This is a genomic window from Actinomyces provencensis, from assembly GCF_900155435.1.
GTDB lineage: Bacteria > Actinomycetota > Actinomycetes > Actinomycetales > Actinomycetaceae > Pauljensenia > Pauljensenia provencensis.
The window spans coordinates 599,735-621,710 of sequence record NZ_LT700212.1 but is presented as its reverse complement, the minus strand read 5'-3'; the positions used below and the strand labels follow the sequence as shown (position 1 = coordinate 621,710).

19 protein-coding genes and 1 pseudogene are annotated in these 21,976 nt (G+C 70.7%); 11 read left to right on the top strand and 9 right to left on the bottom strand.

Annotated elements, in window-relative coordinates; all coding sequences use genetic code 11:
• Both BQ9890_RS02645 and BQ9890_RS02640 read right to left on the bottom strand, forming a co-directional pair.
• Positions 1-338: pseudogene (locus tag BQ9890_RS02645) on the bottom strand (phospho-sugar mutase); the annotation flags it as partial.
• Between the two features lie 78 nt (positions 339-416).
• On the bottom strand, positions 417-1,253 hold the full coding sequence (locus BQ9890_RS02640; protein WP_075889152.1) for a purine-nucleoside phosphorylase: 837 nt from the start codon (positions 1,251-1,253) through the stop codon (positions 417-419).
• Between the two features lie 161 nt (positions 1,254-1,414).
• On the opposite strand from BQ9890_RS02640, the gene BQ9890_RS02635 reads away from it, so the two are divergent.
• The 4 genes from BQ9890_RS02635 (at position 1,415) to BQ9890_RS02620 (ending at position 5,223) form a co-directional block, all read left to right on the top strand.
• A complete protein-coding gene (locus BQ9890_RS02635) occupies positions 1,415-2,854 on the top strand; it encodes an NAD(P)H-quinone dehydrogenase (protein WP_075892601.1) in 1,440 nt (479 codons plus the stop codon).
• Between the two features lie 32 nt (positions 2,855-2,886).
• Positions 2,887-3,987, top strand: coding sequence for a succinyl-diaminopimelate desuccinylase (gene dapE, locus BQ9890_RS02630; protein WP_075889150.1), 1,101 nt, complete (start codon positions 2,887-2,889; stop codon positions 3,985-3,987).
• Positions 3,984-4,757, top strand: coding sequence for an LOG family protein (locus BQ9890_RS02625; protein WP_075889148.1), 774 nt, complete (start codon positions 3,984-3,986; stop codon positions 4,755-4,757). The genes dapE and BQ9890_RS02625 overlap by 4 nt, the downstream gene beginning before the upstream one ends.
• Before the next feature lie 301 nt (positions 4,758-5,058).
• Positions 5,059-5,223, top strand: coding sequence for a DUF3117 domain-containing protein (locus tag BQ9890_RS02620; RefSeq protein WP_075889146.1), 165 nt, complete (start codon positions 5,059-5,061; stop codon positions 5,221-5,223).
• Positions 5,224-5,529: 306 nt separating this feature from the next.
• Here the strand turns inward: BQ9890_RS02620 and BQ9890_RS02615 are convergent, their stop codons facing one another.
• The 4 genes from BQ9890_RS02615 to BQ9890_RS02600 all read right to left on the bottom strand — a co-directional run bounded on the left by BQ9890_RS02615 (position 5,530) and on the right by BQ9890_RS02600 (position 9,447).
• Entirely contained in the window at positions 5,530-6,162 is a 633-nt protein-coding gene (locus BQ9890_RS02615; protein WP_075889144.1) for an O-methyltransferase, read from the bottom strand.
• Positions 6,163-6,254: 92 nt separating this feature from the next.
• The gene (locus BQ9890_RS02610) at positions 6,255-7,382 is read right to left on the bottom strand and encodes an Mrp/NBP35 family ATP-binding protein (protein WP_075892599.1); all 1,128 of its coding nucleotides are present in this window, start codon (positions 7,380-7,382) and stop codon (positions 6,255-6,257) included.
• 126 nt (positions 7,383-7,508) lie between these two features.
• Positions 7,509-8,150 carry a DUF1003 domain-containing protein gene (locus BQ9890_RS02605; protein WP_078062186.1) on the bottom strand — a complete coding sequence of 214 codons (642 nt, stop codon included), beginning with the start codon at positions 8,148-8,150 and terminating at the stop codon, positions 7,509-7,511.
• Positions 8,143-9,447: a magnesium transporter MgtE N-terminal domain-containing protein gene (locus BQ9890_RS02600; protein WP_075889142.1), complete on the bottom strand. Its 1,305-nt coding sequence runs from the start codon at positions 9,445-9,447 to the stop codon at positions 8,143-8,145. The genes BQ9890_RS02605 and BQ9890_RS02600 overlap by 8 nt, the downstream gene beginning before the upstream one ends.
• 70 nt (positions 9,448-9,517) lie before the next feature.
• On the opposite strand from BQ9890_RS02600, the gene BQ9890_RS02595 reads away from it, so the two are divergent.
• Positions 9,518-10,375, top strand: coding sequence for a YflT domain-containing protein (locus tag BQ9890_RS02595; RefSeq protein ID WP_230297786.1), 858 nt, complete (start codon positions 9,518-9,520; stop codon positions 10,373-10,375).
• A 210-nt stretch (positions 10,376-10,585) separates the two neighbouring features.
• Here the strand turns inward: BQ9890_RS02595 and BQ9890_RS02590 are convergent, their stop codons facing one another.
• Positions 10,586-12,118, bottom strand: a complete 1,533-nt coding sequence (locus BQ9890_RS02590) for an aminopeptidase P family protein (RefSeq protein ID WP_075889140.1) — start codon at positions 12,116-12,118, stop codon at positions 10,586-10,588.
• A gap of 190 nt (positions 12,119-12,308) precedes the next feature.
• Between BQ9890_RS02590 and BQ9890_RS02585 the strand changes: the two genes are divergently transcribed.
• From BQ9890_RS02585 to BQ9890_RS02575, 3 genes are all read left to right on the top strand, one after another.
• The gene (locus tag BQ9890_RS02585) at positions 12,309-13,157 is read left to right on the top strand and encodes a PHP domain-containing protein (RefSeq protein WP_075889138.1); all 849 of its coding nucleotides are present in this window, start codon (positions 12,309-12,311) and stop codon (positions 13,155-13,157) included.
• Positions 13,154-13,801 (top strand): MarC family protein, encoded by a 648-nt coding sequence (locus BQ9890_RS02580; RefSeq protein WP_075889136.1) that lies wholly within the window; start codon positions 13,154-13,156, stop codon positions 13,799-13,801. Before BQ9890_RS02585 ends, BQ9890_RS02580 begins: the two co-directional genes overlap by 4 nt.
• 148 nt (positions 13,802-13,949) lie before the next feature.
• Positions 13,950-14,498: a GNAT family N-acetyltransferase gene (locus BQ9890_RS02575; RefSeq protein WP_075889134.1), complete on the top strand. Its 549-nt coding sequence runs from the start codon at positions 13,950-13,952 to the stop codon at positions 14,496-14,498.
• 113 nt (positions 14,499-14,611) lie between these two features.
• Here BQ9890_RS02575 and BQ9890_RS16095 read toward each other — a convergent pair whose 3' ends face one another.
• Positions 14,612-15,892, bottom strand: coding sequence for a 5'-nucleotidase C-terminal domain-containing protein (locus tag BQ9890_RS16095; RefSeq protein WP_230297785.1), 1,281 nt, complete (start codon positions 15,890-15,892; stop codon positions 14,612-14,614).
• On the bottom strand, positions 15,804-19,370 hold the full coding sequence (locus tag BQ9890_RS02570; protein ID WP_230297784.1) for an ExeM/NucH family extracellular endonuclease: 3,567 nt from the start codon (positions 19,368-19,370) through the stop codon (positions 15,804-15,806). Before BQ9890_RS02570 ends, BQ9890_RS16095 begins: the two co-directional genes overlap by 89 nt.
• A gap of 607 nt (positions 19,371-19,977) precedes the next feature.
• On the opposite strand from BQ9890_RS02570, the gene BQ9890_RS02565 reads away from it, so the two are divergent.
• The 3 genes from BQ9890_RS02565 to BQ9890_RS02555 are packed head-to-tail and all read left to right on the top strand — an operon-like array spanning position 19,978 to position 21,862.
• Positions 19,978-20,349, top strand: a complete 372-nt coding sequence (locus BQ9890_RS02565) for a GntR family transcriptional regulator (RefSeq protein ID WP_075889132.1) — start codon at positions 19,978-19,980, stop codon at positions 20,347-20,349.
• A complete protein-coding gene (locus BQ9890_RS02560) occupies positions 20,346-21,041 on the top strand; it encodes an ABC transporter ATP-binding protein (protein ID WP_407638866.1) in 696 nt (231 codons plus the stop codon). The genes BQ9890_RS02565 and BQ9890_RS02560 overlap by 4 nt, the downstream gene beginning before the upstream one ends.
• Entirely contained in the window at positions 21,038-21,862 is an 825-nt protein-coding gene (locus tag BQ9890_RS02555; protein WP_075889128.1) for a hypothetical protein, read from the top strand. The genes BQ9890_RS02560 and BQ9890_RS02555 overlap by 4 nt, the downstream gene beginning before the upstream one ends.
• The last annotated feature ends 114 nt before the right edge of the window (positions 21,863-21,976 follow it).

Below are 21,976 nucleotides of genomic sequence, written 5' to 3'. Positions count from 1 at the left end.
GCCGTGTCCAGGGCGAACCGGTGGGAGTTGTGGCGGGCGTCGTAGCCGATGACCACGGTGAAGCCGTCGCCGACGTGGTCGTGGAGGACCTTCATGAGTCCCGCCGCCGCGCGGATGACCACGGCGCGGTTCATGCGGTGGGGGCCGCCGCCGAGGTGTCCGCGCAGCCCGGCGGTGCCGAACTCGAGCAGACCCGCGAAGCGGTCCGCCAGCTCCGCGGCCGCCGCGCCGTCACCGCCCTCCGCAGCACCCAGCAGTGCGCTCAGTTCCTCGGCAGTCACCCGGTCGGGATCGTCGTCGATCCACGTGCGCACGGCTTCCACGTCGTATGAGGTCATCGTTCCTCCGCTTCCATCCCCGGTCCTGGCGGCCGGTCGAATCCGGCCTCCCAGCCTAGCCTGCGCCACTGAGCGCCGTCAGCCCATCCTCGCCACGATGTCGGCCAGGAGCCGGGCGATGCGGGGTGCGGCCTCCCGGCCCGCCTCCAGGACCTCGGTGTGCGACAGGGGCGCGGGGGAGATGCCGGCGGCCAGGTTCGTCATCAGGGACAGCCCCAGGACCTCCATGCCCGCCTCGCGGGCCGCGATGGCCTCCAGGGTGGTGGACATCCCCACCAGGTCACCGCCGATGATGCCCGCCATGCGCACCTCGGCCGGGGTCTCGTAGTGGGGCCCGGGGAACTGGACGTAGACGCCCTCCGGCAGGGTCGCATCGACCTCGTGGGCGAGGTCGCGCAGGTGCTGGCTGTACAGGTCGGTGAGGTCGACGAAGGTCGCTCCCTCCAGCGGGGAGGTGGCGGTGAGGTTGATGTGGTCACGGATGAGGACCACCTGTCCGGGCACCCACTCCGGGTTGAGGCCCCCGCAGCCGTTGGTGAGGACCACCTGCGTGGCCCCCGTGGCCGCCGCCGTGCGCATGCCGTGGGCGACGGCGCGCACGCCGCGGCCCTCGTAGAGGTGGGTGCGGGACCCGAGGACGAGGGCGACCCGCTCGGACCCGGCGAGCCTGATGGAGCGCATGACGGGCACGTGCCCGGCGACGGCGGGGGCGTGGAAGCCCGGGACCTCGGCGGCGGGGATCTCGGAGACGGTCTCACCGATGAGGTCGGCCGCCTCGCCCCACCCGGAACCCAGGACGAGGGCGAGGTCGTGGTGGGCGATGCCGGAGCGTTCCGCAATGACGTCGGCGGCGCGACGTGCGTGGTCGGTGGGGGTCTCGAGGGGCGCGGAGGCGTGTCGTGGGCTGTGTTCCATGCCTCCACGCTAGCCGATGGGTGTGCCTCCTCGGCACTCCGGGGACTCCCCGGGGCGGGACCGCCCCGGGGCCGGGGCGGGCGGTGTCGGATGCGCCGTGGTAGGGAGCCACGGTGCGGGTCGCGGCCACGCCGGGGGCGGCGTTCTGCGAACATGGGGGCATGACGCAGGCAGCACCGCAGGGCACGCCGCAGGCCGAGTCCGTCTCACCCGTCCGCACCGGGTCGAGGGTCGTCATCATCGGGGGAGGCCCCGGCGGCTACGAGGCCGCGACGGTGGCGTCGCGCATGGGGGCGGACGTCTGGCTGGTCGAGCGGCGCGGGATGGGCGGGTCGGCGGTCCTCACCGATGTCGTCCCCTCCAAGACGCTCATCGCCACCTCGGAGTGGACGGCGCAGACGGAGTCGGCGGGCGAGCTCGGGATCCGCACCGGCGCCGTCGGGGTGGACATGGCGATGGTCAACACCCGGCTGCGCCTCCTGGCGGCCACGCAGTCCTCGGACATCCGCTCCGCCCTCGCCCAGACCGGTGTCCACCTCCTCGACGGCTCGGCACGGCTCCTGCCCGGCCCCACCGAGCACGGGCGTCGCCGGGTGCTGGTCGTGAGCGAACCGGGCGGCGCCGAGCGCGAACTCGAGGCCGAGATCGTCCTCCTGGCGACGGGGGCCCGCCCCCGTGAACTCCCCGATGCGCTCCCGGACGGGGAACGCATCCTCAACTGGACGCAGCTCTACGACCTCGACGAGGTCCCCGAGCACCTCGTCGTCGTCGGGTCGGGGGTGACGGGCGCCGAGTTCGCAGGAGCCTTCCTCACGCTCGGCTCCCGGGTGACGCTGGTGTCCTCCCGTGACCGGGTCCTGCCCGGCGAGGACGCCGATGCCGCGGAGATCGTCGAGGAGGTCTTCCGGCGCCGCGGCATGCGCATCGAGCGGCGCTCGCGGGCCGCGGGTGCCGTCAACACGGGCGAGGGCGTGGAGGTCACCCTGACCGACGGGCGCGTGGTGCGCGGATCCCACTGCCTGATGGCCGTCGGGGCCGTCCCCAACACCGAGGACCTCGGCCTCCCGGAGGCCGGGGTGGAGCTGACCGCCTCCGGCCACGTCCGCGTCGACCGTGTGTCCCGGACGACGGCCTTCCGTGTCTACGCAGCCGGGGACTGCACCGGCGTCCTCCCCCTCGCCTCGGTCGCCGCCCAACAGGGACGCATCGCCATGTGGCACGCCTTGGGGGACACCCTGGAGCCCCTGGACACCTCCGCGATCGCCCAGGCGGTCTTCACCTCCCCGGAGGTCGCCAACGTCGGCCTCTCGGAGGCCGCGGCCTCCCGGGCGGGGCGCGAGGTCCGCGTCGCCCAGCTGCCCCTGGCGCGCAACCCCCGCGCGAAGATGCAGGGCGTCTCCGACGGTTTCGTCAAGATCATCGCCTCGGAGGCGGGCGTGGTCCTCGGCGGTGTCGTCGTCGGCCCCCACGCCTCCGACCTCGTCTTCCCCCTGACGCTGGCGGTGCGTCAGCGGATGACCGTCGACGAGCTCTCCGCCGCCCCCACCGTCTACCCCTCGATCTCCGGCAGCATCGCCGAGGTCGCACGTATGCTGCACTGACGGGGCACCTGCCCCGCACCCGGAAGGACACCATGACCACCCTCGACCTGACCGATCCGGTCACCCTGACCGGGCAACTCGTCGACATCGCCTCCGTCTCGGGGGACGAGGCGCGCATCGCCGACGCGATCGAGGACGCGCTGGAGGGTCTCCCACACCTGGAGGTCCTGCGCGACGGGGACGCCGTGGTGGCTCGCACCCGTCTGGGCCGGGAGGCACGCATCGTGCTCGCCGGTCACCTCGACACCGTGCCCATCGTCGACAACGTGCCCTCCCGACGGGAGCTGCGCGAGGGCGTGGACACCCTGGTCGGGCGGGGCAGCGTCGACATGAAGGGTGGCGTGGCCGTCCTCGTGCACCTCGCGGCCGCCCTCGTCGATCCCCGCCACGACGTCACCTGGGTGTTCTACGACCACGAGGAGGTCGCCTCCTCACTCAACGGCCTGGGACGCCTGTGCAGCCACCACCCGGACTGGGTCGGCGGCGACCTCGCCCTCCTCGGCGAACCCACCGCCACCCAGGTCGAGGGCGGGTGCAACGGCACCCTGCGCGTCATCGCCCACTTCCCCGGCGTGGCCGCCCACTCCGCACGCGCCTGGCGCGGGGAGAACGCCATCCACAAGGCCGCCCCCGTCATCGAGCGCATCGCCTCCTTCGGCAACCCCGTCGTCACGGTCGACGGCCTCGACTACCGCGAGTCCCTGTCCGTGGTCCGCTTCGAGGGCGGGGGCGCCACCAACGTCATCCCCGACTCCGCCACGATGACCGTCAACTACCGGTTCGCCCCCTCGGTGCACGGGGACGAGGCGATGGAGGTGGTCTGCCGGGTCTTCGAGGGATCGGACGCCTCGCTGGAGATCGACGACCTCGCCGAGGGCGCCCGACCCGGACTCGACTCCCCCCTGGCCCAGGAGTTCATCAGGGCGGCCGGGGACGTCACCGTCGGCCCGAAGTACGGGTGGACCGACGTGGCGCGCTTCTCGGCCCTCGGGGTCCCGGCACTGAACTTCGGACCGGGGGACCCCCTCCTGGCCCACACCGTCGACGAGCACGTGCCCGTCGACCAGATCACCCGCTGCTCGGACGTCCTGCGACGTTGGCTGGGCGCGGGGGAAGAAGGAACACAGGCGTGACACCCACACCACCGAGGGTCCCCGGCAACGGCGGGACCCCGAACAACCACCGCAAGTCCTACCGCCGCGGCCCGGTCCTCCTGCGCGGCAAGCAGATCCCGAAGGAGACCTCCGACGCGCGCCTGCTGCGTCCCCAGCCCGAGGCCGACTGGCTCCACGAGGACCCCTGGCGCGTCCTGCGCATCCAGGCGGAGTTCGTCGAGGGGTTCGGCGCACTCGCCGAGATCGGCCCCGCCATCTCCGTGTTCGGCTCCGCGCGCACCCCGGAGGGGTCGAAGCGCTGGGAGGAGGGACGCCGCATCGGTGAGCTCGTCGCCGAGGCCGGCTACGCGGTCATCACCGGTGGTGGCCCCGGAGCCATGGAGGCTGCGAACAAGGGAGCCTGGGACGCGGGCGGAACCTCGGTCGGCCTCGGCATCGAGCTGCCCCATGAGCAGGGCATGAACCAATGGGTCAACCTGGGCATCAACTTCCGCTACTTCTTCGCGCGCAAGACGATGTTCGTCAAGTACTCCCACGGGTTCATCGTGCTCCCGGGGGGCTTCGGCACCATGGACGAGCTCTTCGAGGCGCTCACCCTGGTCCAGACCCACAAGATCGAGTCCTTCCCGATCGTGCTGCTCGGGACCGAGTACTGGGGAGGCCTCTTCGACTGGATCCGCTCGACCATGGTCGAGGGCGGGACGGTGTCCCCCGGCGACGACGGGCTCGTGACGATCGTCGACGACCCGGAGGAGGCCGTGGAGCTCGTGGTGACCCGGGCCCTCTGAGGAGCGTCCGACCGACTGCCCATCACGGTGTGCGGGGCGTGGGTGCGTGCGGTCGGGGTCGGGCCCGGGGCGGGTGTGCACGTACGAGGGCGGAGCGACGCTCGTCCGGTCGGTCGCTCCGCGGGTTCCGGGCGCGCGGCTCCCGGCCCCGGGATGTGCTCCGGGGACTGCTCGCGCGCAGGTCCCGGATCCGTGCACAGGTGCTGCGGCGCTGCCAGCGGGTAGAATGGGGTGGTCCCCTGCCGGACGAGAGGGACAGCCGCCCGGCAGCAGAGCACGATTGGCACTGAGGAGCGCGCACATGGCAGCGATGAAGCCGAGGACCGGTGACGGACCACTTGAGGCCACCAAGGAGGGACGCGGCATCGTGATGCGCATCCCGAGCGAGGGCGGCGGGCGCCTGGTCATCGAGCTGACCCCCGCCGAGGCGGGCGAACTCGCGGAGGCACTCTCCGCAGCGGTCTGAACCACACCGGATCCGCGCACGCGCTCCCCGGAGTGGCACACGCAGGAACCTGAACTGACTGATGAGGGGCCCCGGCACCGACTGGTGCCGGGGCCCCTCATCCCTCTGCTCCGTCCCGCAGCTCCGACAACGGTGCGGCGCCGGGGCTGTCGTACCGGCCCAGGCACGGGAGGAGCCGTACGAAGGACAGAACGTCCTGCCGGTACGGACAGGTGCGCCCACCGCATGACCGGTGGCGGCCACGTGGGCGAGGAACGGTTCGAGGACGCGGCCGTGGGCGAGGTCTGCGCCGCGCTGCCGGACCTCTCAGCGGCGCACGGCCACCGCAACCCCGTCGCCGACGGGGAGCAGCGCCGAGACGAACTCCTCGGTCTCGCCCAGCACGCGGGTGATCTCGCGCATGACCACCGTGTCGGCGTCACGCTGGGCGGGATCGGCCACACGGTCGTGCCACAGGGCGTGGACCACCACGGCGACACCACCCGGGCGCAGCACCCGCAGGGCGTGGTCCAGGTACTCCGGCGTCTCGGAGACGTCGGCGTCGATGACGACCATGTCGTACCCACCTGCGGCCATGCGCGGCAGGACGTCCAGGGCGCGGCCCGCGATCAGGCGCGTGCGGTGCCCGGGCACACCTGCCGCGTGGAAGGCACTGCGTGCGTGCTTCTGGAACTCGGACTCGGAATCGATGGTGGTGAGCACCCCGTCGGGGGACATGCCCTCCAGGAGCCACAGTCCGGAGATCCCTGCCCCGGTACCGATCTCCAGGACCGCGCGGGCGTCGGCCACCGCTGCCAGCATGCGCAGGGTTGCGCCCACTCCCGTGGTGACGGGCTCGGCCCCCAGTTCCACGGCGACCTCCCGGGCCGCCGCGACCGCCTCGCGCTCGGCGGCGTACTCCTCGGAGTACACCCAGGTCTGCGCCTTGTCGGTCGCCATGCCGTCTCCCGTCGTCGTCCTCGTGCCCAGCCTATCCCGGCGCGAGGTGGTGCCGTTCCCCTCACGGGACGGCACCGGGTACCTCCCGCTGCTCAGCGCCCTCCGACGGGGGAGACACCCAGGGGACGACCGGCCAGTCCGCGTGCACGCTGGCCCAGGGTCGACGCCAGGTCGCGGACCACGTCCGCGGCCGTGCCCTCGCCGAGCGCCACCGGGCGACCGGTGTCCCCACCCTCGCGCAGGGCGATGTCGAGGGGGACCTGCCCGAGCAGGGTGATGTCGTAGCCCAACTGGGCGGTCAGCCTGCTGGCCACCGAGGCACCGCCCCCGGAGCCGAAGACCTCCAGGTGGGAGCCGTCGGGCTGGACCAGGTAGGACATGTTCTCGACCACGCCGATGACGCGCTGGCGGGTCTGGCCGGCAATCGATCCTGCGCGCTCGGCGACCTCGGCGGCCGCCACCTGCGGGGTGGTGACCACCAGGATCTCCGAGTTCGGCAGGAGCTGGGCGATGGAGATGGCGACGTCGCCGGTGCCGGGGGGCATGTCGATGAGGAGGACGTCCAGGTCACCCCAGAAGACGTCGCCCAGGAACTGCTGGAGGGCCCGGTGCAGCATCGGCCCACGCCACACGACGGCCTGCCCGTCGGGGACGAACATCCCGATGGACATGACCTTGATGCCCTCCACACCCACCGGTGGGATGATCATGCCGTCGATGACCTGCGGCTCGTGCTCGACGCCGAGCATGCGCGGGATCGAGAAGCCGTAGATGTCGGCATCCATGACGCCGACCTTGAGCCCCTGCTCCGCCATCGCGGCGGCGAGGTTGGCGGTCATCGAGGACTTGCCGACCCCACCCTTGCCGGAGGTCACGGCGACGACGCGGGTGAGGGACCCGGGCTGGGCGAAGGGGATCTCGCGTTCGGCGCGCCCCCCGTTGAGCTTCTCGCGCAGCGCCTTCTTCTGGTCGTCGTCCATGACGCCCATGGACACGTCGACGGCGGCGACGCCGTCCAGCTTGCCGACGGCCTCCTTCACGTCCTTGGTGATGGTGGCGTGCAGGGGACACCCGGCGGTGGTGAGCAGGATGGTGACGGCGACCCGGTCCCCGTCCACGGCGACAGAGTCGACCATGTCGAGGTCGGTGATGGGACGACGGATCTCGGGGTCGATGACGGTCTCGAGGGCCGCCGTGACCTCAGCTTCGGTGACAGACATGGCACCCATGGTACGTGGGTGTCCGCAGTGCGGCCGAGTGACCTTTGCCCTTCCGCGAGGGCGGACGCACAAGCGTGCAGCAGCGCCGGGCGAGCCGGGGATTCCGGGCAGGGCCGTCCTCCCGGCTCAGTCCCCGGTCTTCCCGTCGCCGGTGTCCGACGGATCCCCCGCCTGGCTGTCGTCGCGCTGCGCGGGGCGTTCGCCGACCGCATGACTGCGGGAGCCGCCCTCGTCGACGGGTGTGCGGGAACCGCGCCCCTCCGGGTGGGGGTGCGAACGGGGATCGGGGACGCTGCCGCGCTCGCTGCGCAGGTCCTCGAGCATGTCGCGCAGCTCGGAGCGCACGAAGTCGCGTGTGGCCACGTCCTGGAGGGCCAGTCGCAGGCCGGCGATCTCGCGTGTGAGGTACTCGGTGTCGGTGAGGTTGCGCTCGGCGCGCTGGCGGTCCTGCTCGGCCTGGACGCGGTCGCGGTCGTCCTGGCGGTTCTGGGCGAGCAGGATCAGGGGCGCTGCGTAGGACGCCTGCAGGGAGAGCATCAGGGTCAGGGCGGTGAAGCCGAGCTCGGCCTTGTCGAACTGCAGGTTGTCCGGGGCCAGCGTGTTCCACAGGATCCAGAAGATCACGAAGAAGCTCAGGTAGACCAGGAACTGCGGGGTGCCGGAGAAGCGCGCGATGCGCTCCGCGCCGCGCCCCAGGACCTCGGACTCGAGGTTGATGCGGGGCATGTGCCGGTTGGAGTCACGTGGGGTGTCGAGCCGGTCAGCCATCGATGCTCCTCGCCATCATGCGGTCGGTGACGTCGTCGTCGAAGTCGCGCCAGTCCTCCGGCAGCAACTCGTCGAGCACGTCGTCGACCGAGACCGCACCCAGGAGGTGGTCGTCCTCGTCGATGACGGGCAGGATCGTCAGGTTGTAGGTCGCCAGCAGGCGGGTCACGGTCGCGACGTGGGCCTCCGGGGGGACGGCCTCGATGTCGGAGTCCATGATCGTCCCCAACAGGGTCTGGGGAGGTTCCCGCAGCGCGCGCTGGACGTGGACGACGCCCAGGTAGGGGCCCGTCGGTGTCTCCATCGGCGGCCTGGTGACGAAGACCATGGTGGCCAGGGAGGCGGGGATGTCCTCGCGGCGCACTGCGGCGAGCATCTGCGCCACCGTCGCATCGGGCCCGAGGATGACGGGCTCGGTGGTCATCAGGCCACCGGCGGTGGACTCCTCGTAGGTGAGCAGGCGGCGGACGTCCTCGGCCTCCTCGGGTTCCATGAGGGCCAGCAGGGACTGCGCCTTGGCGTCAGGCAGTTCGGAGACCAGGTCGGCGGCGTCATCGGGCTGCATGACGTCCAGGACGTCGGCGGCGCGGGCGGCGTCCAGGGCGGAGACGATCGCGACCCGGTCGTCGTCGCCGAGTTCCTCCAGGACGTCCGCCAGGCGCGGGTCGGGCAGCTCCATGGCCACGGCCAGCTGCCGGTCAGCGGGGAGGGTGTGGATGAAGTCCGCCAGGTCGACGGGCTTCATGTCCTCGGTGTGCTGGACCAACGCCGTGGCCGCCTGGGTGGAGTCGGTCTTGAGGAGTCCCGTGACCTCGCCCAGGTCCACCGTCATCGTCTCCCCGCCGCGGCGGAAGCCGAGCGAGTTCTGGCGCACGCGTTGCACGTGGAGCTTGGCGATCACCCAGTCGCGGGGGCGACGCTGCTCCATGGCGACGTCGAGGATCCGCACGGGCCCCGAGCCGTCGTTCATGGTGACGACGCGGTCGAAGAGCTGGGAGAGGACGAGGGTCTCGATGGGGCGCTGGGTGAAGCGGCGCATGTTGAGCAGTCCCGTGGTGATGACCGCACCCGGCTTGATGGCGGTGACACGGGTCAGGGGCAGGAAGACGCGCCTGCGCGGGCCCACCTCCACCACGAAACCGATGACGGCGGCCGTCAGGTCCAGCCTGATGATCGCCACGACGTCATGGATCTTGCCGACCTTCTCGCCCAGGGGGTCGAAGACGCCCGTCCCCGCCAACTTGGCGACGAAGATGCGCCTGCCACTGGTACCCACTCGGGTCGGTGCATTGATCACGGGAACAGCCTAGGCTGCTGGGAGAGCGGGCGGGGTACGGAGATCCCCGTCCCCGGAAGGAGCACGGCGCATGGACAACAGGCAGAATGCCCGACTCAGGGTTCCCACGATGCCCGAGGGCACCGAGGTCGCGTCCTATCGCACCTATCTCGAGGCGTCCAACGCCGTGGACTACCTCTCCGACAACGGTTTCGACGTCAAGAGCATCACGATCGTCGGTTCGGACCTGCACATGGTGGAGCGGGTGACGGGGCGCCTGACGATGGGCAAGGTCGCGGCCTCCGGCGCCGGTTCCGGCGCCCTGTGGGGCACCTTCATGGGGCTCATGATGTCCTTCGCGACGACATCGGGGCAGGCCGGGATGCCGTGGGTGTTCATCGGCATGGCGGGTGGTGCGATCTTCGGCGTGCTGATGTCGGCGATCCTCTACGCCATGACCGGTGGGCGACGTGACTTCACGTCCCAGTCCCAGGTGGTGGCCAGCCGGTACGCGGTCCTGGCCTCCGCCGACGTGGACGGGGCCTTCAAGCTCCTCCAGAAGACTCCGGGCAACCAGATGCGGCCCACGCCGCCGCGCAGGCGTCCCGTGCAGACCGGACCGAGTGAGTACGGGTCGAGGCCCGGGGAGAAGCCCAGGTTCGGTGTGCGTCTGAGCGAGGCGGAGAAGGAGCACGAGGAGGAGACCGGCGAGGCCCCCGGAACCGACCTGCGTGACCAGGAGCAGGGTGCGGGAGCGGGGGTGACGGGTCAGCCCGGTGGCTCCGGGCAGAACGGTGGACCCGGGGCGTCGGCGGAAGCGAGCAGCCCCCGGTCCGACGCCCCGATCACCGGGGCCGCAGCGCCCGCGCCGTCCACCGGTGGGACGTCCGGCCCTGCGGCCGGCGGCCCGCAGGACAGCACCGGCGACGAGGACGGCTCCCGCAGCTAGCGCGCCACCTCACCCCCGGAGCACACACGCCCCGGCGATGGTCCGGCCTGCGGCCGGGGCATCCGTCCGGCAGGATCTCTGGCATGTCCCCGGTCGCCTGCACCGGTTGCCTGCACCGAAGTGTGGTCTCGATGCAGGAGGCGCCCGTTTCGGCGACCGGAACGCATCGAGACCACACCTGGATGCAGGGCCCGCGCCGTTGCCTCGCCCTCAGCGGGCCTGGACCTCCGCGATCCACGCCTCGACACCGGCGATCGTGCGGGGGATGTCCTCCGAGATGCGGGTGACGGACCCGTCCTCGTTGACCTGGACGTCGTCCTCGATGCGCACCCCGATGCCGCGCAGTTCCTCGGGCAGTGCCAGGTCATCGGCGCGGAAGTAGAGCCCCGGCTCGATGGTGAAGGTCATGCCGGGCTCCAGCACGGCGCCCTGGTACATCTCGCGGCGCGCCTGGGCGCAGTCGTGGACGTCGAGGCCCAGGTGGTGGGAGGTGCCGTGCGGCATCCAGCGGCGGTGCTGCTGGCCACGCGGCGAGAGGGACTCCTCGGCGCTCACCGGGAGCACGCCCCACTCCTCCAGTCGGGTGGCGATGACCTTCATGGCGGCGTCGTGGACGTCGCTGAAACGGGTCCCGGGCTCATTGGCGCGGGCCAGGGCCGCTTCTGCGGCGTCGAGCACCGCCTGGTAGACCTTCGCCTGGGGCTCGGAGAAGTGACCGTTGACGGGCAGCGTCCGGGTGATGTCAGCCGTGTACAGCGAGTCGAGCTCGATACCGGCATCGACCAGCACCAGGTCGCCCTCGCGGACCTCGCCGTCATTGTCGATCCAGTGCAGGGTGTTGGCGTGGTCGCCGGAGGCCGCGATCGTGTCGTAGCCCAGGCCGTTGCCCTCCTCGCGGGCGACGGCCCCGAACGCGCCCTCGATGACGCGCTCGCCGCGGCGGTGGCCGACAGCGCGTGGGAGCGAGCGGATGATGTCGTCGAACCCGGCCTTCGTCGCCTCCACGGCGCGACGCAGCTGGGCCAGTTCATAGGGGTCCTTGCGCAGGCGGAGCTCGGAGAGGTGCTCCTCGAACTTCTCGTCCCCCTCGCGTGCGTCGCCGCCGAAGGGCAGTCCGGCCTGCTGGCGCACCTCGTTGACCATGGCCTCGACGTTCTGGTCCACGCCGGGCACGATGCGCAACTGGACGGCGCCTGCGTCCTTGGCCAGCGCGTCGCGCAGGGTGTCGATGTGGGCGCAGCGCAGTCCGGTCGCAGCCGAGACCTCGTCCAGGGAGGGGCGTGCCCCCACCCAGAACTCGCCGTAGCGGGAGTCCGCGTAGAACTCCTCCGAGGTCCTGGGGGCGCGGGGCCGGAAGTAGAGGACGGCCTCGTGGGTGCCCCCCTCGTGGGGCTCCAGCACGAGGACCGCGTCGGGTTCCTTCTCGGCGCCCAGCCCGGAGAGGTGGGCGAAGGCGGAGTGGGCGCGGAAACGGTAGTCGGTGTCGTTGGAGCGCACCTTGTACCCGCCGGCCGGGACCACCAGGCGCTCCCCCGGGAAGGGTTCGCCAGCGGCCTCCGCGCGTGCGGGGAGCCGGTCGGCGACCTCCCCGCGCGGAGGCAGGTCGGTGGAGCGCGGGGCCCAGTTGGAGCCGATGAATGTCCGGAACGCCTGGGAGTCGGGACGGCGGGAGCGGTTGTTGCCGCGGTCGGCCATGGACTGGGAGGGAGTGCCCTCTGGAGTGGTGTCGGGTTGCTTCGTCATGGCCCAATGATCCCACTCCTGTCCAACCGGGTCTCCGCGGGGAGGCGCAGGTGGGGGCCGACGAGGGCGGCTCCGATCACCTCCCGGGCCGGTGAGCACTGCTGCCCCGCGGACCTCGCCGGAGGCGCCCGGGCACGGAGCCCGTCACACCTTGTTGGGGTGCCCCGGTGGGGCCACTAGTGTGTGCTCCATGATCCGCATCGACCCCCACACACATTCGGCGTGCTCGGACGGCACGGACACGCCCTCGGAACTCATGTGGGCGGCCCTGCGGGCGGGGCTGGACGTGGTGGGGCTGACCGACCACGACACCATGGCGGGTTGGGACGAGGCCGCTACCCGGGTGGGGCCCACCGGTGTCGCGCTCATCCGCGGGACAGAGCTGTCCTGCTCCTCCCACGGCATCTCCGCGCACCTGCTCGCCTACCTCTTCGACCCCTCGGACGAGGCACTCACGGCGGCCATGGCGAGGACCCGGGAGTCGCGGGACTCCCGCGCCCGGCGCATGGTCGAGTTGATCGCCCGGGACTACCCGCTCACCTGGGAGATGGTCCAGCAGTTCGCGCCCTCGGACGGGGGGCCGGTCGGGCGCCCCCACATCGCGGACGCACTGGTGGCGCTCGGCGTGTTCCCGGACCGCTCCGCGGCCTTCGAGACCGTGCTGCACCCCTCGGGGCCCTACTACGTCCACCACTGGGCGCCGGATCCCGTGGATGCCGTCACGATGGTGCGCGCGGCGGGCGGGGTCCCCGTCCTCGCCCACCCCCGCGCCGGCAAGCGGGGCAGGGTGCTGTCGGAGGACGTCATCGCGGAGATGGCCGCAGCCGGTCTGTTCGGCCTGGAGCGCGACCACCGCGACCACACCGAGGAGGACCGCGAGGACGTGGACCGCCTGGCGCATCGCCTGGGTCTCCAGGTCACCGGTTCCTCGGACTACCATGGCACGGGCAAACCGAACCGGCTGGGCGAGAACCTCACCTCGGAGTACGTCTACCGGGCCGTGGAGGAACAGTCACAGCTGGAGGTCCTGCGTCCGTGAACGTCACCGGCGTCATCGACGTGGCCCTGTTGGCCACGACGTTCACCACACTCTTCGTCATCATGGACCCCCCGGGAACGATCCCGGTGTTCCTGGCACTCACCGGCAAGTACAGCCGCGCCGACCAACGCCGCGCGGCCGTCCAGGCCACGATCACCTCCTTCGGGGTGATCGTGCTCTTCGCGGTGCTGGGCCAGTACATCCTGACCTTCCTGCAGATCTCCATGGAGTCCCTGCAGCTGTCGGGCGGTGTGCTGCTGTTCCTGGTCGCCATGGAACTGCTCATGGGACACGACTCCGGGGAACCCGACACGGGCGACAAGAACGTCAACGTGGCCCTGGTGCCCCTGGGCACGCCGTTGCTGGCAGGGCCCGGTGCGATCGTGGCGGTGATGATCTCCGTCAACCAGGGGGGCAACACGGTCGCCGGATGGGTGGCCGTGGTGGCATCGGTGGTGCTCATGCACCTGGTCATCTGGGTGACCATGCGTTTCTCCGTGGAGCTCTCGCGTTTCCTGGGTCAGGGCGGCGTCATGATCCTCACCAAGATCTCCGGCCTGCTGCTGGCGGCCATCGCCACGCAGATGATCATGAACGCGGTCTTCTCCTTCATCCACGCGGCCCGCGACACCGGGGTGATCTGAGGGGAAGGGGGCCGTCTGCCGCGGGCTCCCCGTCGGGGCCGGGACGTACGAGGGCGGCTCCCGGAGTCCATCCGCTGCGGCGCTCCGGTGTCCGGCCCGAGCGGATCGCCCTGCCGGTCCGGCGCCCCACCAGCGCTACCCTGACGTCATGAGGCCCACCCTGACCCCGATGGACGTGCGGGGAGCGGACCGGGAAGAGGTCGTCGCCTTCCTCTCGCGCAACCACTTCCCCTTCCACGTCGTCCCCAGCTCCACACCCGAAAAGGTCAGGGCCCGCATCGAGGAGGGGGCATACGACGGTGCCGACACGGCCCCGTTCTGGGTGGACGATCCCCGGCTCGGGCGCCTCGGCATGGTCGTCCTGCTCGACCTCGACGACGACTCCCCCATGTTCGACATCCGGCTCGACGGGGCCCACCGCGCCAGGGGACTGGGCGTCCCGGTGCTCGAGGCGGTCACGGACCACGTGTTCACCACGATCCCCGGTGCCCGGCGCTTCGAGGGGCAGACCCGTGAGGACAACATCGCCATGCGCCGGGTGTTCACCCACTGCGGCTTCGTCAAGGAGGCGCACTACCGGCAGGGCTGGCCGGTGGAGGGCGGGGAGCCCCTGGCCTCCGTCGCCTACGCGATCCCCCGCAGCGACTGGGAGTCCGGGGTGAGCACACCCGTCCCCTTCGACGACCTCGGGTACTGATCGCACTGCCGTCCTGTCCGGGCGGGAGGGAAGCCGGACGGAAGAGGGGGCCCGGACGGTGTCCGGGCCCCCTCTCACATCCGACCGCGCGTCGCGGTCAGCGTGTCACTCGATCACGCCAGCGACTGAGTCCGGCGCCGGTGGGTGAGTGTCACACCCGTGGCCAGGAGAGCGGCCCCGAGTGCTGCCAGCGCCCAGAGGTCGCCCGCACCTGTCCTGGCCAGCCCGGTCCCGGGCTTCCCCTGCGCTGCGGGCTTGCCATCAGCTCCGGGCTTGCCGTCGGCGCCGGGCTTTCCGTCACTCCCCGGTTCCCCGGGTTCGCCCGGGTCCACGGGCTCCACCGGGGTGGTCGTCTCGACCGTGACCGGCAGTGAGACCGTCGTGCCTGACGGGTGGGCCACGATGGTGAGGGAGCCCGACAGCGTGGCAGGGGCCTCACCGGTGCCTGCGAGGACCGTGCCCAGTGCGGGGGACACGAGGCTGCGACCAGCGGCCACGGCGTCGGTGGACACCGCGTCCGTGGGAATCGTGACCGAGATGTCCGCCGTGCCGTCCGTGACCGGGAAGGTCCCGAGCTCCCGGTCACCCAGGGAGACCGTGACCTCGGTGTTCTCCGGTGAGCCCAGGGACGTCAGGTCCAGCGACCCACGCGAGCCCTCCGGGTTCTGGAGGGGCGATGCACCGATCGTGAAGGAGAACTCGTCGCCTGCCTTGACGGTGCCCAGCCCCGGGGCGGCGACGGAGCGACGTGCGAAGTCCGGCGACACCGGGGAGTTCGCCTGGAGGTACTCGATCCAGGCGTCCCGGTCGATGAGGCCGGAGTCGCGGGTGTCCGTGCCGTCGTTGAAGGCGCGGAAGTTGTCCCCACCCTGGGCCAGGAAGGAGAAGGTACCGATCCGGTACTCACCCTCCGGGTCGTAGGCGACACCGTCGATGGTGATGGACGTGATGTGCTCGCCCTCGGCTGCATCCGCGTCGATGGTGTAGGACACGTTCTTCGACAGTCCCAGCTGTAGGTAGGCCCGCGCCGGCACATCGCCCGCGGCATCGCGTTGCCACTGCTGTTCGAGCATCTCCTTGAACTGTGCGCCCGTCAGTGTGGTGGTCCACAGGTTGTTGACGAAGGGCAGCACCGCATTGGCCTCGGCATACGTGATCACACCGTCGTCACCGTGGAGCAACTCGGCCCGGAGTCCACCCGGGTTGACGACGCCGATGGTCGCCCCACCACGATCCGGGTCGGAGAGGGATTCGACCAGGGAGTCCGCCACGAGGTTGCCCAGCGTGGACTCCGATGCGCGGTCGTCACGGGCGCCACCCTGGTAGGTGCCGTCGACGAAGCTGCCGCCGGCGAAGGCCGTGGTGATGTCCGCGGTGACGGAACCGACCGGCACGTTGCCCTTCACCGCTGCCTCGGCGAGGGCGGCCCTCGGTGATCTCGTTGACCTCCGCCACGCGGGGGTAGGAGGCGATGAGCTTCGCGCTGGCGGTCTTCGTCCGGGGCACGTTGCGCTGCGTGTACGCGGTGACCGTGTCGGACTCCGTGTCATATGTCAGGTCCACGCGGCCGATGTTCTCCCCGTAGGAGCCGGTCTGGAGCACCGGACGGGTGCGGTCCGTGCCGGGCACCGGGGCGTCCCACGCGTACTGCTTGTGCGTGTGGCCCGTGAAGATCACGTCGACCTCGGGGGAGGTCTCGTTGACGATGTCGGCGAAGGCCCCGCCTTCGGCGATCTCCTGGTCGAGGGTCGCGCCGTCCGGCGTGCCGGATCCCGCGCCTTCGTGGTACTCGGCAACGATGACGTCTGCCTCACCGTTGGACTCGTCGCCGTCGGTGAGCTGCGCGGTCACGCGGTTCACGGCCTCGATCGGGTCGCCGAAGGTCAGCTCGGCGATGCCGCCCGGGCTCACCAGCGTGGGCGTCTCCTGGGTGATGGCGCCGATCACGGCAACTCTGACGCCTGCCACGTCGTGGATGGCGTACTCCTTGAGCGCCGGCATCGTGGTGCCCTTGAGGTAGACATTGGCGCCGAGGTAGTCGAACTGCGCCTTGTCGTTGCCGTCCTTGCCGTTGATGACGCGGTCCACCAGGTCCTGGTAGCCCTTGTCGAACTCGTGGTTGCCCACTGCGGAGGACTTGAGTTCCAGGGCATTGAGGACGTCGATGGTCGGCTGGTCGTCCTGCGAGGAGGAGGCGAACAGCGACGCGCCGATGTTGTCCCCCGCAGAGATGAAGAGGCTGGATCCGCCCTGGTGTCGGATGTCGGCGCGCTGCTCCTCGATGGTGCCCGCGAAGGCAACGGTGTTGGAGTCGATGCGGCCGTGGAAGTCATTGATGTTGAGGAGCCCCAGGGAGACCGTGTCCCGCGGGGTGTCAGAGAGTCCGACGATGACGGGATCGTGGTCGGACGAACGGTAGGCGTCGGGGGCGTGGAACAGGGTGCCGTGGTAGTTGTAGCGGCTGTACTCCAGGGCGATGGACTCCCCGGAGTTGATGTTCCACACGTCAGCGCCGGTCGCCCGGTCCAGGGCTGCCTCGTTCAGCAGCACGTGGTCCAGGGACCCGGAGAGCCCCGAGAAGCTGTAGGAGCTGTGGTCGACGCCGAAGTGCTGCTCGACGTCGGTGAATCCTGCGTCGTAGAGCTCCCGGAGGGGGTCCTCGTGGCCGTAGGAGTTGAAGTCGCCGACCAGTGCGACGGCCTCGCCCTCGTCGGTGACGGTGGGGAGCCAATCGCGCAGCGCCCTGGTCTCTGCGACACGCGTGGCGTTGGAGGCACCCTGACCGTCGCCGGAGTCGGCGTCACCCGGGAGGGGGCCCGCCGAGCCCTTCGACTTGAGGTGGTTGACGACCACGAAGAGGGAGTCGCCACCGCCCACGGGCTCGAAACGCTGTCCGATCGGCTCACGGGCGATGGCGAAGGGCTGACCTTCGGAGCTCTGCGTTCCGAGGGCACGTGCCTCGTCCACCGGGGTCACCTCGGCGGTCTGGTAGATGATCGCGTTGGTGATGACGTCCTGCTGGCTGGTCGGCGGGAGGTCGCGCGACGAGCGGACGTAGTCCCACTTGTCCGTCCCGGCAGCGGCATTGAGTGCCCCGACCAGGGTCGCCGTGGCCTCGTCGGGTGTCTCGCCGAGCTTGGCGGAGTTCTCGATCTCCATCAGGCCGACGACACTGGCGTCGAGCCCGTTGATGGCGGCGACGATCTTGGCCTGCTGGCGTGCGAGGTCGTCCGCGCCCCATGCTCCACGCGGATCGCAGCCACCGCTGACGGTCACGCCGTTGCCGTCGCGGTCCTTGTAGGCGACACAACCCGCTGTGTCGGCACCCAGCGTGGTGAAGTAGTTCAGCACGTTGAAGGAGGCGAGCGAGATGTCGCCGCCGACGGCCTCAGGCGCGGCGGTGCGGGTGTCGGCGAAGGTCGCAGGCGCGTTGTCGCTGGTGTCCGTGACCCGATGGGTCGGGTTGAACTTCCAGGTGCTGTTGCGGTAGTCGACGATCACCGGTGCGGTGAAGGTGACCGGGGCACCGACGCGGACCGGGTTCTCCAGGGAGATGTAGGGCGGTGTGAGGGCGGAGTTGGCCGCTGTCAGGAAGTTCGTGGTGGCACCGTCGTCGAGGACCACGCCGCGTGCGGCGTTGTCGGACGCGACGGCCGCGGCCTCGGCGCTGCCGGGCTCGGCGACGTCGGTGGGCTGGCGCAGCGGCTCGGTGCCTGAGGCGAGACCGACCTCACCGTACTGGTTGGTGGAGTAGGTGTTGGAGACGGTGAACTCGCCCTGGGGTGCGATGAGCATGGACTCCAGGGCCTCGCGGTCGGCGTCCGTGGTCGGCCACGCGGTCCGCAGCGGCTCCACCGTGCCGAGGGACTCCGACAGCTCGGTGACGGCAGCGGCGTTCGTGGGCGTGATCTGCGTCAGGTCGTAGTACTCACTGACCTTGCCGGAGACCTGCACGGAGTCCCCGATGCTGACCGTGGCGGCAGCAGCGGAGGAGAAGACGAAGACGGCGTCCGAGCTGTCCGGCGTCGTGTCGGCACCAGGGGTCTGGATGACGAAGCCGTTGAGCCCGCCGGTGGGGTAGACGGCGGTGACGACGCCCCGCGTGGTGACGGTCTGGCCCGCCAGCGGTGAGGCAGTGCCTGTGCCCTGGATGTCGGAGATCGCTGTGATGTCGGGTTTCGGCGTGGTGCCGGGATCCTCGTCCCCGCTCTGGCTCCCTTCTCCGTCGTCGGGATCCGTGGCCTGCGAGGACTGCGGAGTGGGGGCACCGACGGTGAAGTCGGCCGCGTTGTCAGTGGTGTTCGTCGCCGAGGCGTCCCGGGCGATCGACGTGGTGTTCGAGGGAGACGGGGCGGCAGCGCTGCCTGCATGGGCGGCGCCCGTCCCGAAACCGACGAGGTCGACAACGGCCTCATCGGACGCGCAGTCGGTCTTCTGGCAACTGAGCCTCGTGCTCGTGTTCACGAGGGCGACGTTGCCGTTGGTCCCGGACAGGTTGACGGAGCTGCTGCTGTCGTCGGGGGTGGGGAGTGCCTCGCCGACGCTGGCGTCCTGTGCCGCGCCCTGGACGAGGTAGTACCCGTCGGCGGCGATGGATCCTGAGAGCGTGATGACGCCGGACCAGTTGGTCCCGGCCGTCGATGCGTACTGCACCGACCAGCCTGTGAGGTCGACGGCCGCGTCGCTGGTGTTCCTCAGCTCGATGAAGTCGTTGGAGTAGGTGGCGCCGTTGTTGCCGCCACCGCCGTAGACCTCATTGATGACGACGGCTGCCTCGGGTGAGACAGCCGCTCGGGAAGGGGCGACGAGTGCCCCCGACATGAGAATCGCGGCAGCTCCCGCTGCCGCGACCACTCTGGAATGCCTGCGCATCTCAAGTGCCTTTCGTGGAGGGTGATGGGATGTGCCAGACGCTACGGCGCGGGGATAACCACTTCGTCGCGTCGACATGGAGGCGAAACCAACGGCCTCTGAACAGGAAGAATACGTCTGGCTCCGTTGCCGGACCGCTGCAGGGGTTCCGTTGGTCCCAGCCGGTCGCGCACGCCGGATCCTCTCTCGTCCAGTCGGTCAACCGGTCAGGCGAGCGTGGTCCGGGGAACACGGGTTCTGCAGGGGTTTCGTGTGCGTGCCCTGCTGGGTGCCGACCCGTGCCCCGCCGTGCACACAGTGTGGGACGGAGGCCGCCGGTTGGGGACCGACCGGCCCCGGGCGGGGAGTGGAAGCTGTTCTCGCGCTGCTGGCAGTGCTCTCCCTCCAGCACCATGCCAGCGGCAGGGCACGCAATGGCACCTGGGGGCAGGGCCGGTCCCTGCGGGCGCTCCTGCAGGAGTGACCGGCGTCCACAGGTCCGGCTCGTCCGCGACACCTGTCCGACCGTGTCACGCGGACCGCGGCCACCACAGCGCCACCGGCGCCTCCGCGCACCGACACAGGGTGTGTTACTGTATTAGTGCAGTGACACAGATAGGGGTGGCCGGTGGATGTCGACGACACGCGACCGATCTGGGTGCAGCTGGTGGGTGAGTTCCATCGCCGCATCTGCACGGGTGACTGGGCCCCGGGCACCCGGATCCCCAGCGTGCGGGAACTCGCCCTGGACCTGGGGGTCAACCCCAACACCGTCCAACGCGCGCTCGGGGAGCTCGACCGGGAGTCCCTCACCCTCACCGAGCGCACCGCGGGACGCTTCGTCACCCAGGACCGCAGCACCATCGACGCGGCCCGCGAGGCGCTCGCGGCGACCACCACCGACACCTACATCGACTCCGTCGCCGGGATCGGTCTCGGACTCGAGGACGCGACACGACTGCTCGCCCTCCGCTGGGCGGCCAAGGAGGAGAACCAGTGAACGCCATCGAGGTCCAGCACCTCACCAAGTCCTACCGGGGCAGACCGGCCCTGTCGGACCTCAGCCTCTCCCTGCCCGCCGGCCAGATCGTCGGGCTCATGGGGGACAACGGGTCGGGCAAGACCACCCTGCTCAAGATCCTCGCGGGGGTGCTGTCGGACTGGGAGGGTGAGGTCAGCGTGTGCGGGCACCGCCCCGGCCCGCAGTCCAAGGCGCAGGTGTCCTTCCTGCCCGATGCCTCCTTCCTGCCCGACCGCTACTCCTGCGCAGATGCCATCTCCCTCTACGCGGAGTTCTTCGAGGACTTCGACGCGACCAAGGCTGCCGAGATGGTCGTGTTCTTCGACCTCCCCTCCGACCGCTCCCTCAAGGAGCTGTCCAAGGGGATGCGCGAGAAGCTCCAGATCGCGCTCGCCATGGCGCGAAGGGCCCGCGTCTACCTCCTGGACGAACCGATCTCCGGGGTGGACCCCGCTGCCCGCGACGTCATCATGCGCGGCATCCTCACCAACTTCTCCGAGGACGCCCTGATGGTCGTCTCCACCCACCTCATCGCGGACATCGAACCGGTGGTCGACACCGCGGTGTTCCTGCGCGGGGGGCGCGTCCTGCTGCAGGGTGGAGCGGATGACCTGCGCTCGGAGCACCACATGGGCCTCGACGCCCTCTTCCGGAAGGTCTACGCATCATGATGACACAGCTGCTCCGCCACCAGTTCCGCTCGACCTGGAGGACGCTCGGCTCCGTCGTGGGGGTGATCGCGCTGGTCGCCCTCGTCTCCCTGGCCGCTGCCCTGCTGAGACTCCCCCTGCTCGGCCCCCTCGGGCAGGGAGTGGCCACCGCTGCGCTCATCGGGCTGGTACCGGTCGTCCTGGTGGTCCTGGCCGTCGACTACTGGCAGACGATGTACGGGCGCGAGGGGTACTTCACGATGTCCCTGCCGGTGCGGGGGCGCGAGCTCCTCGCCGCCAAGACCCTGCACGCGCTCCTCATCGGCCTCCTCACCACGCTGCTCGCCAGCGGTGGCGCGCTGCTGACCCTGGTGGCCAGGGCCCGTCTCGAGCGCGTTCCCGTCGGGGAAGCGCTCTCCGGCTGGTGGGACTCGATCGGCGCACTCCCGGGCGGCATGGTCTGGCTGGTCGTGGTGGGAGCCGTGCTCTACCTGGTGACCCTGGTGGTCCAGGTCGCCAGCGTCCTCTCGATCTCCGCGGAGGGGCGCTTCAACCATCTCGGCGTCGGGGCGCCCTTGATCGGCCTGGTGGTCCTCTACCTGGTCAACCAGGTGGTGTCACTGGTGGCGATGCTCTGGATCCCCGTCGGTGTCGTCCTGCAAGGACCGGACTCGGGTCAGTTGGTGGCGCGTGGCATGTGGGGCGGGTTCGTCGAGGCCGTGCGCACAGGAGCCGATCCTGACGTGGTCGGACTGGGCTCCCTGCCAGCCGGCGTGGTGGTGGCGGCCCTGCTGGCGTGGTGGGCAGTGCGCTCCATCGAGCGGCACACCTCGCTGCGCTGAAGTCCCGGCACTGGCCCGGCTGGCCTGGCCCGCTTGCGCTCGTCTGGCTGGGCTGGGTGCTCCCCTCGCCCGCCCGGCGCCACCGCCGCCCGGCTCCACCTCCGCGTGGGACCC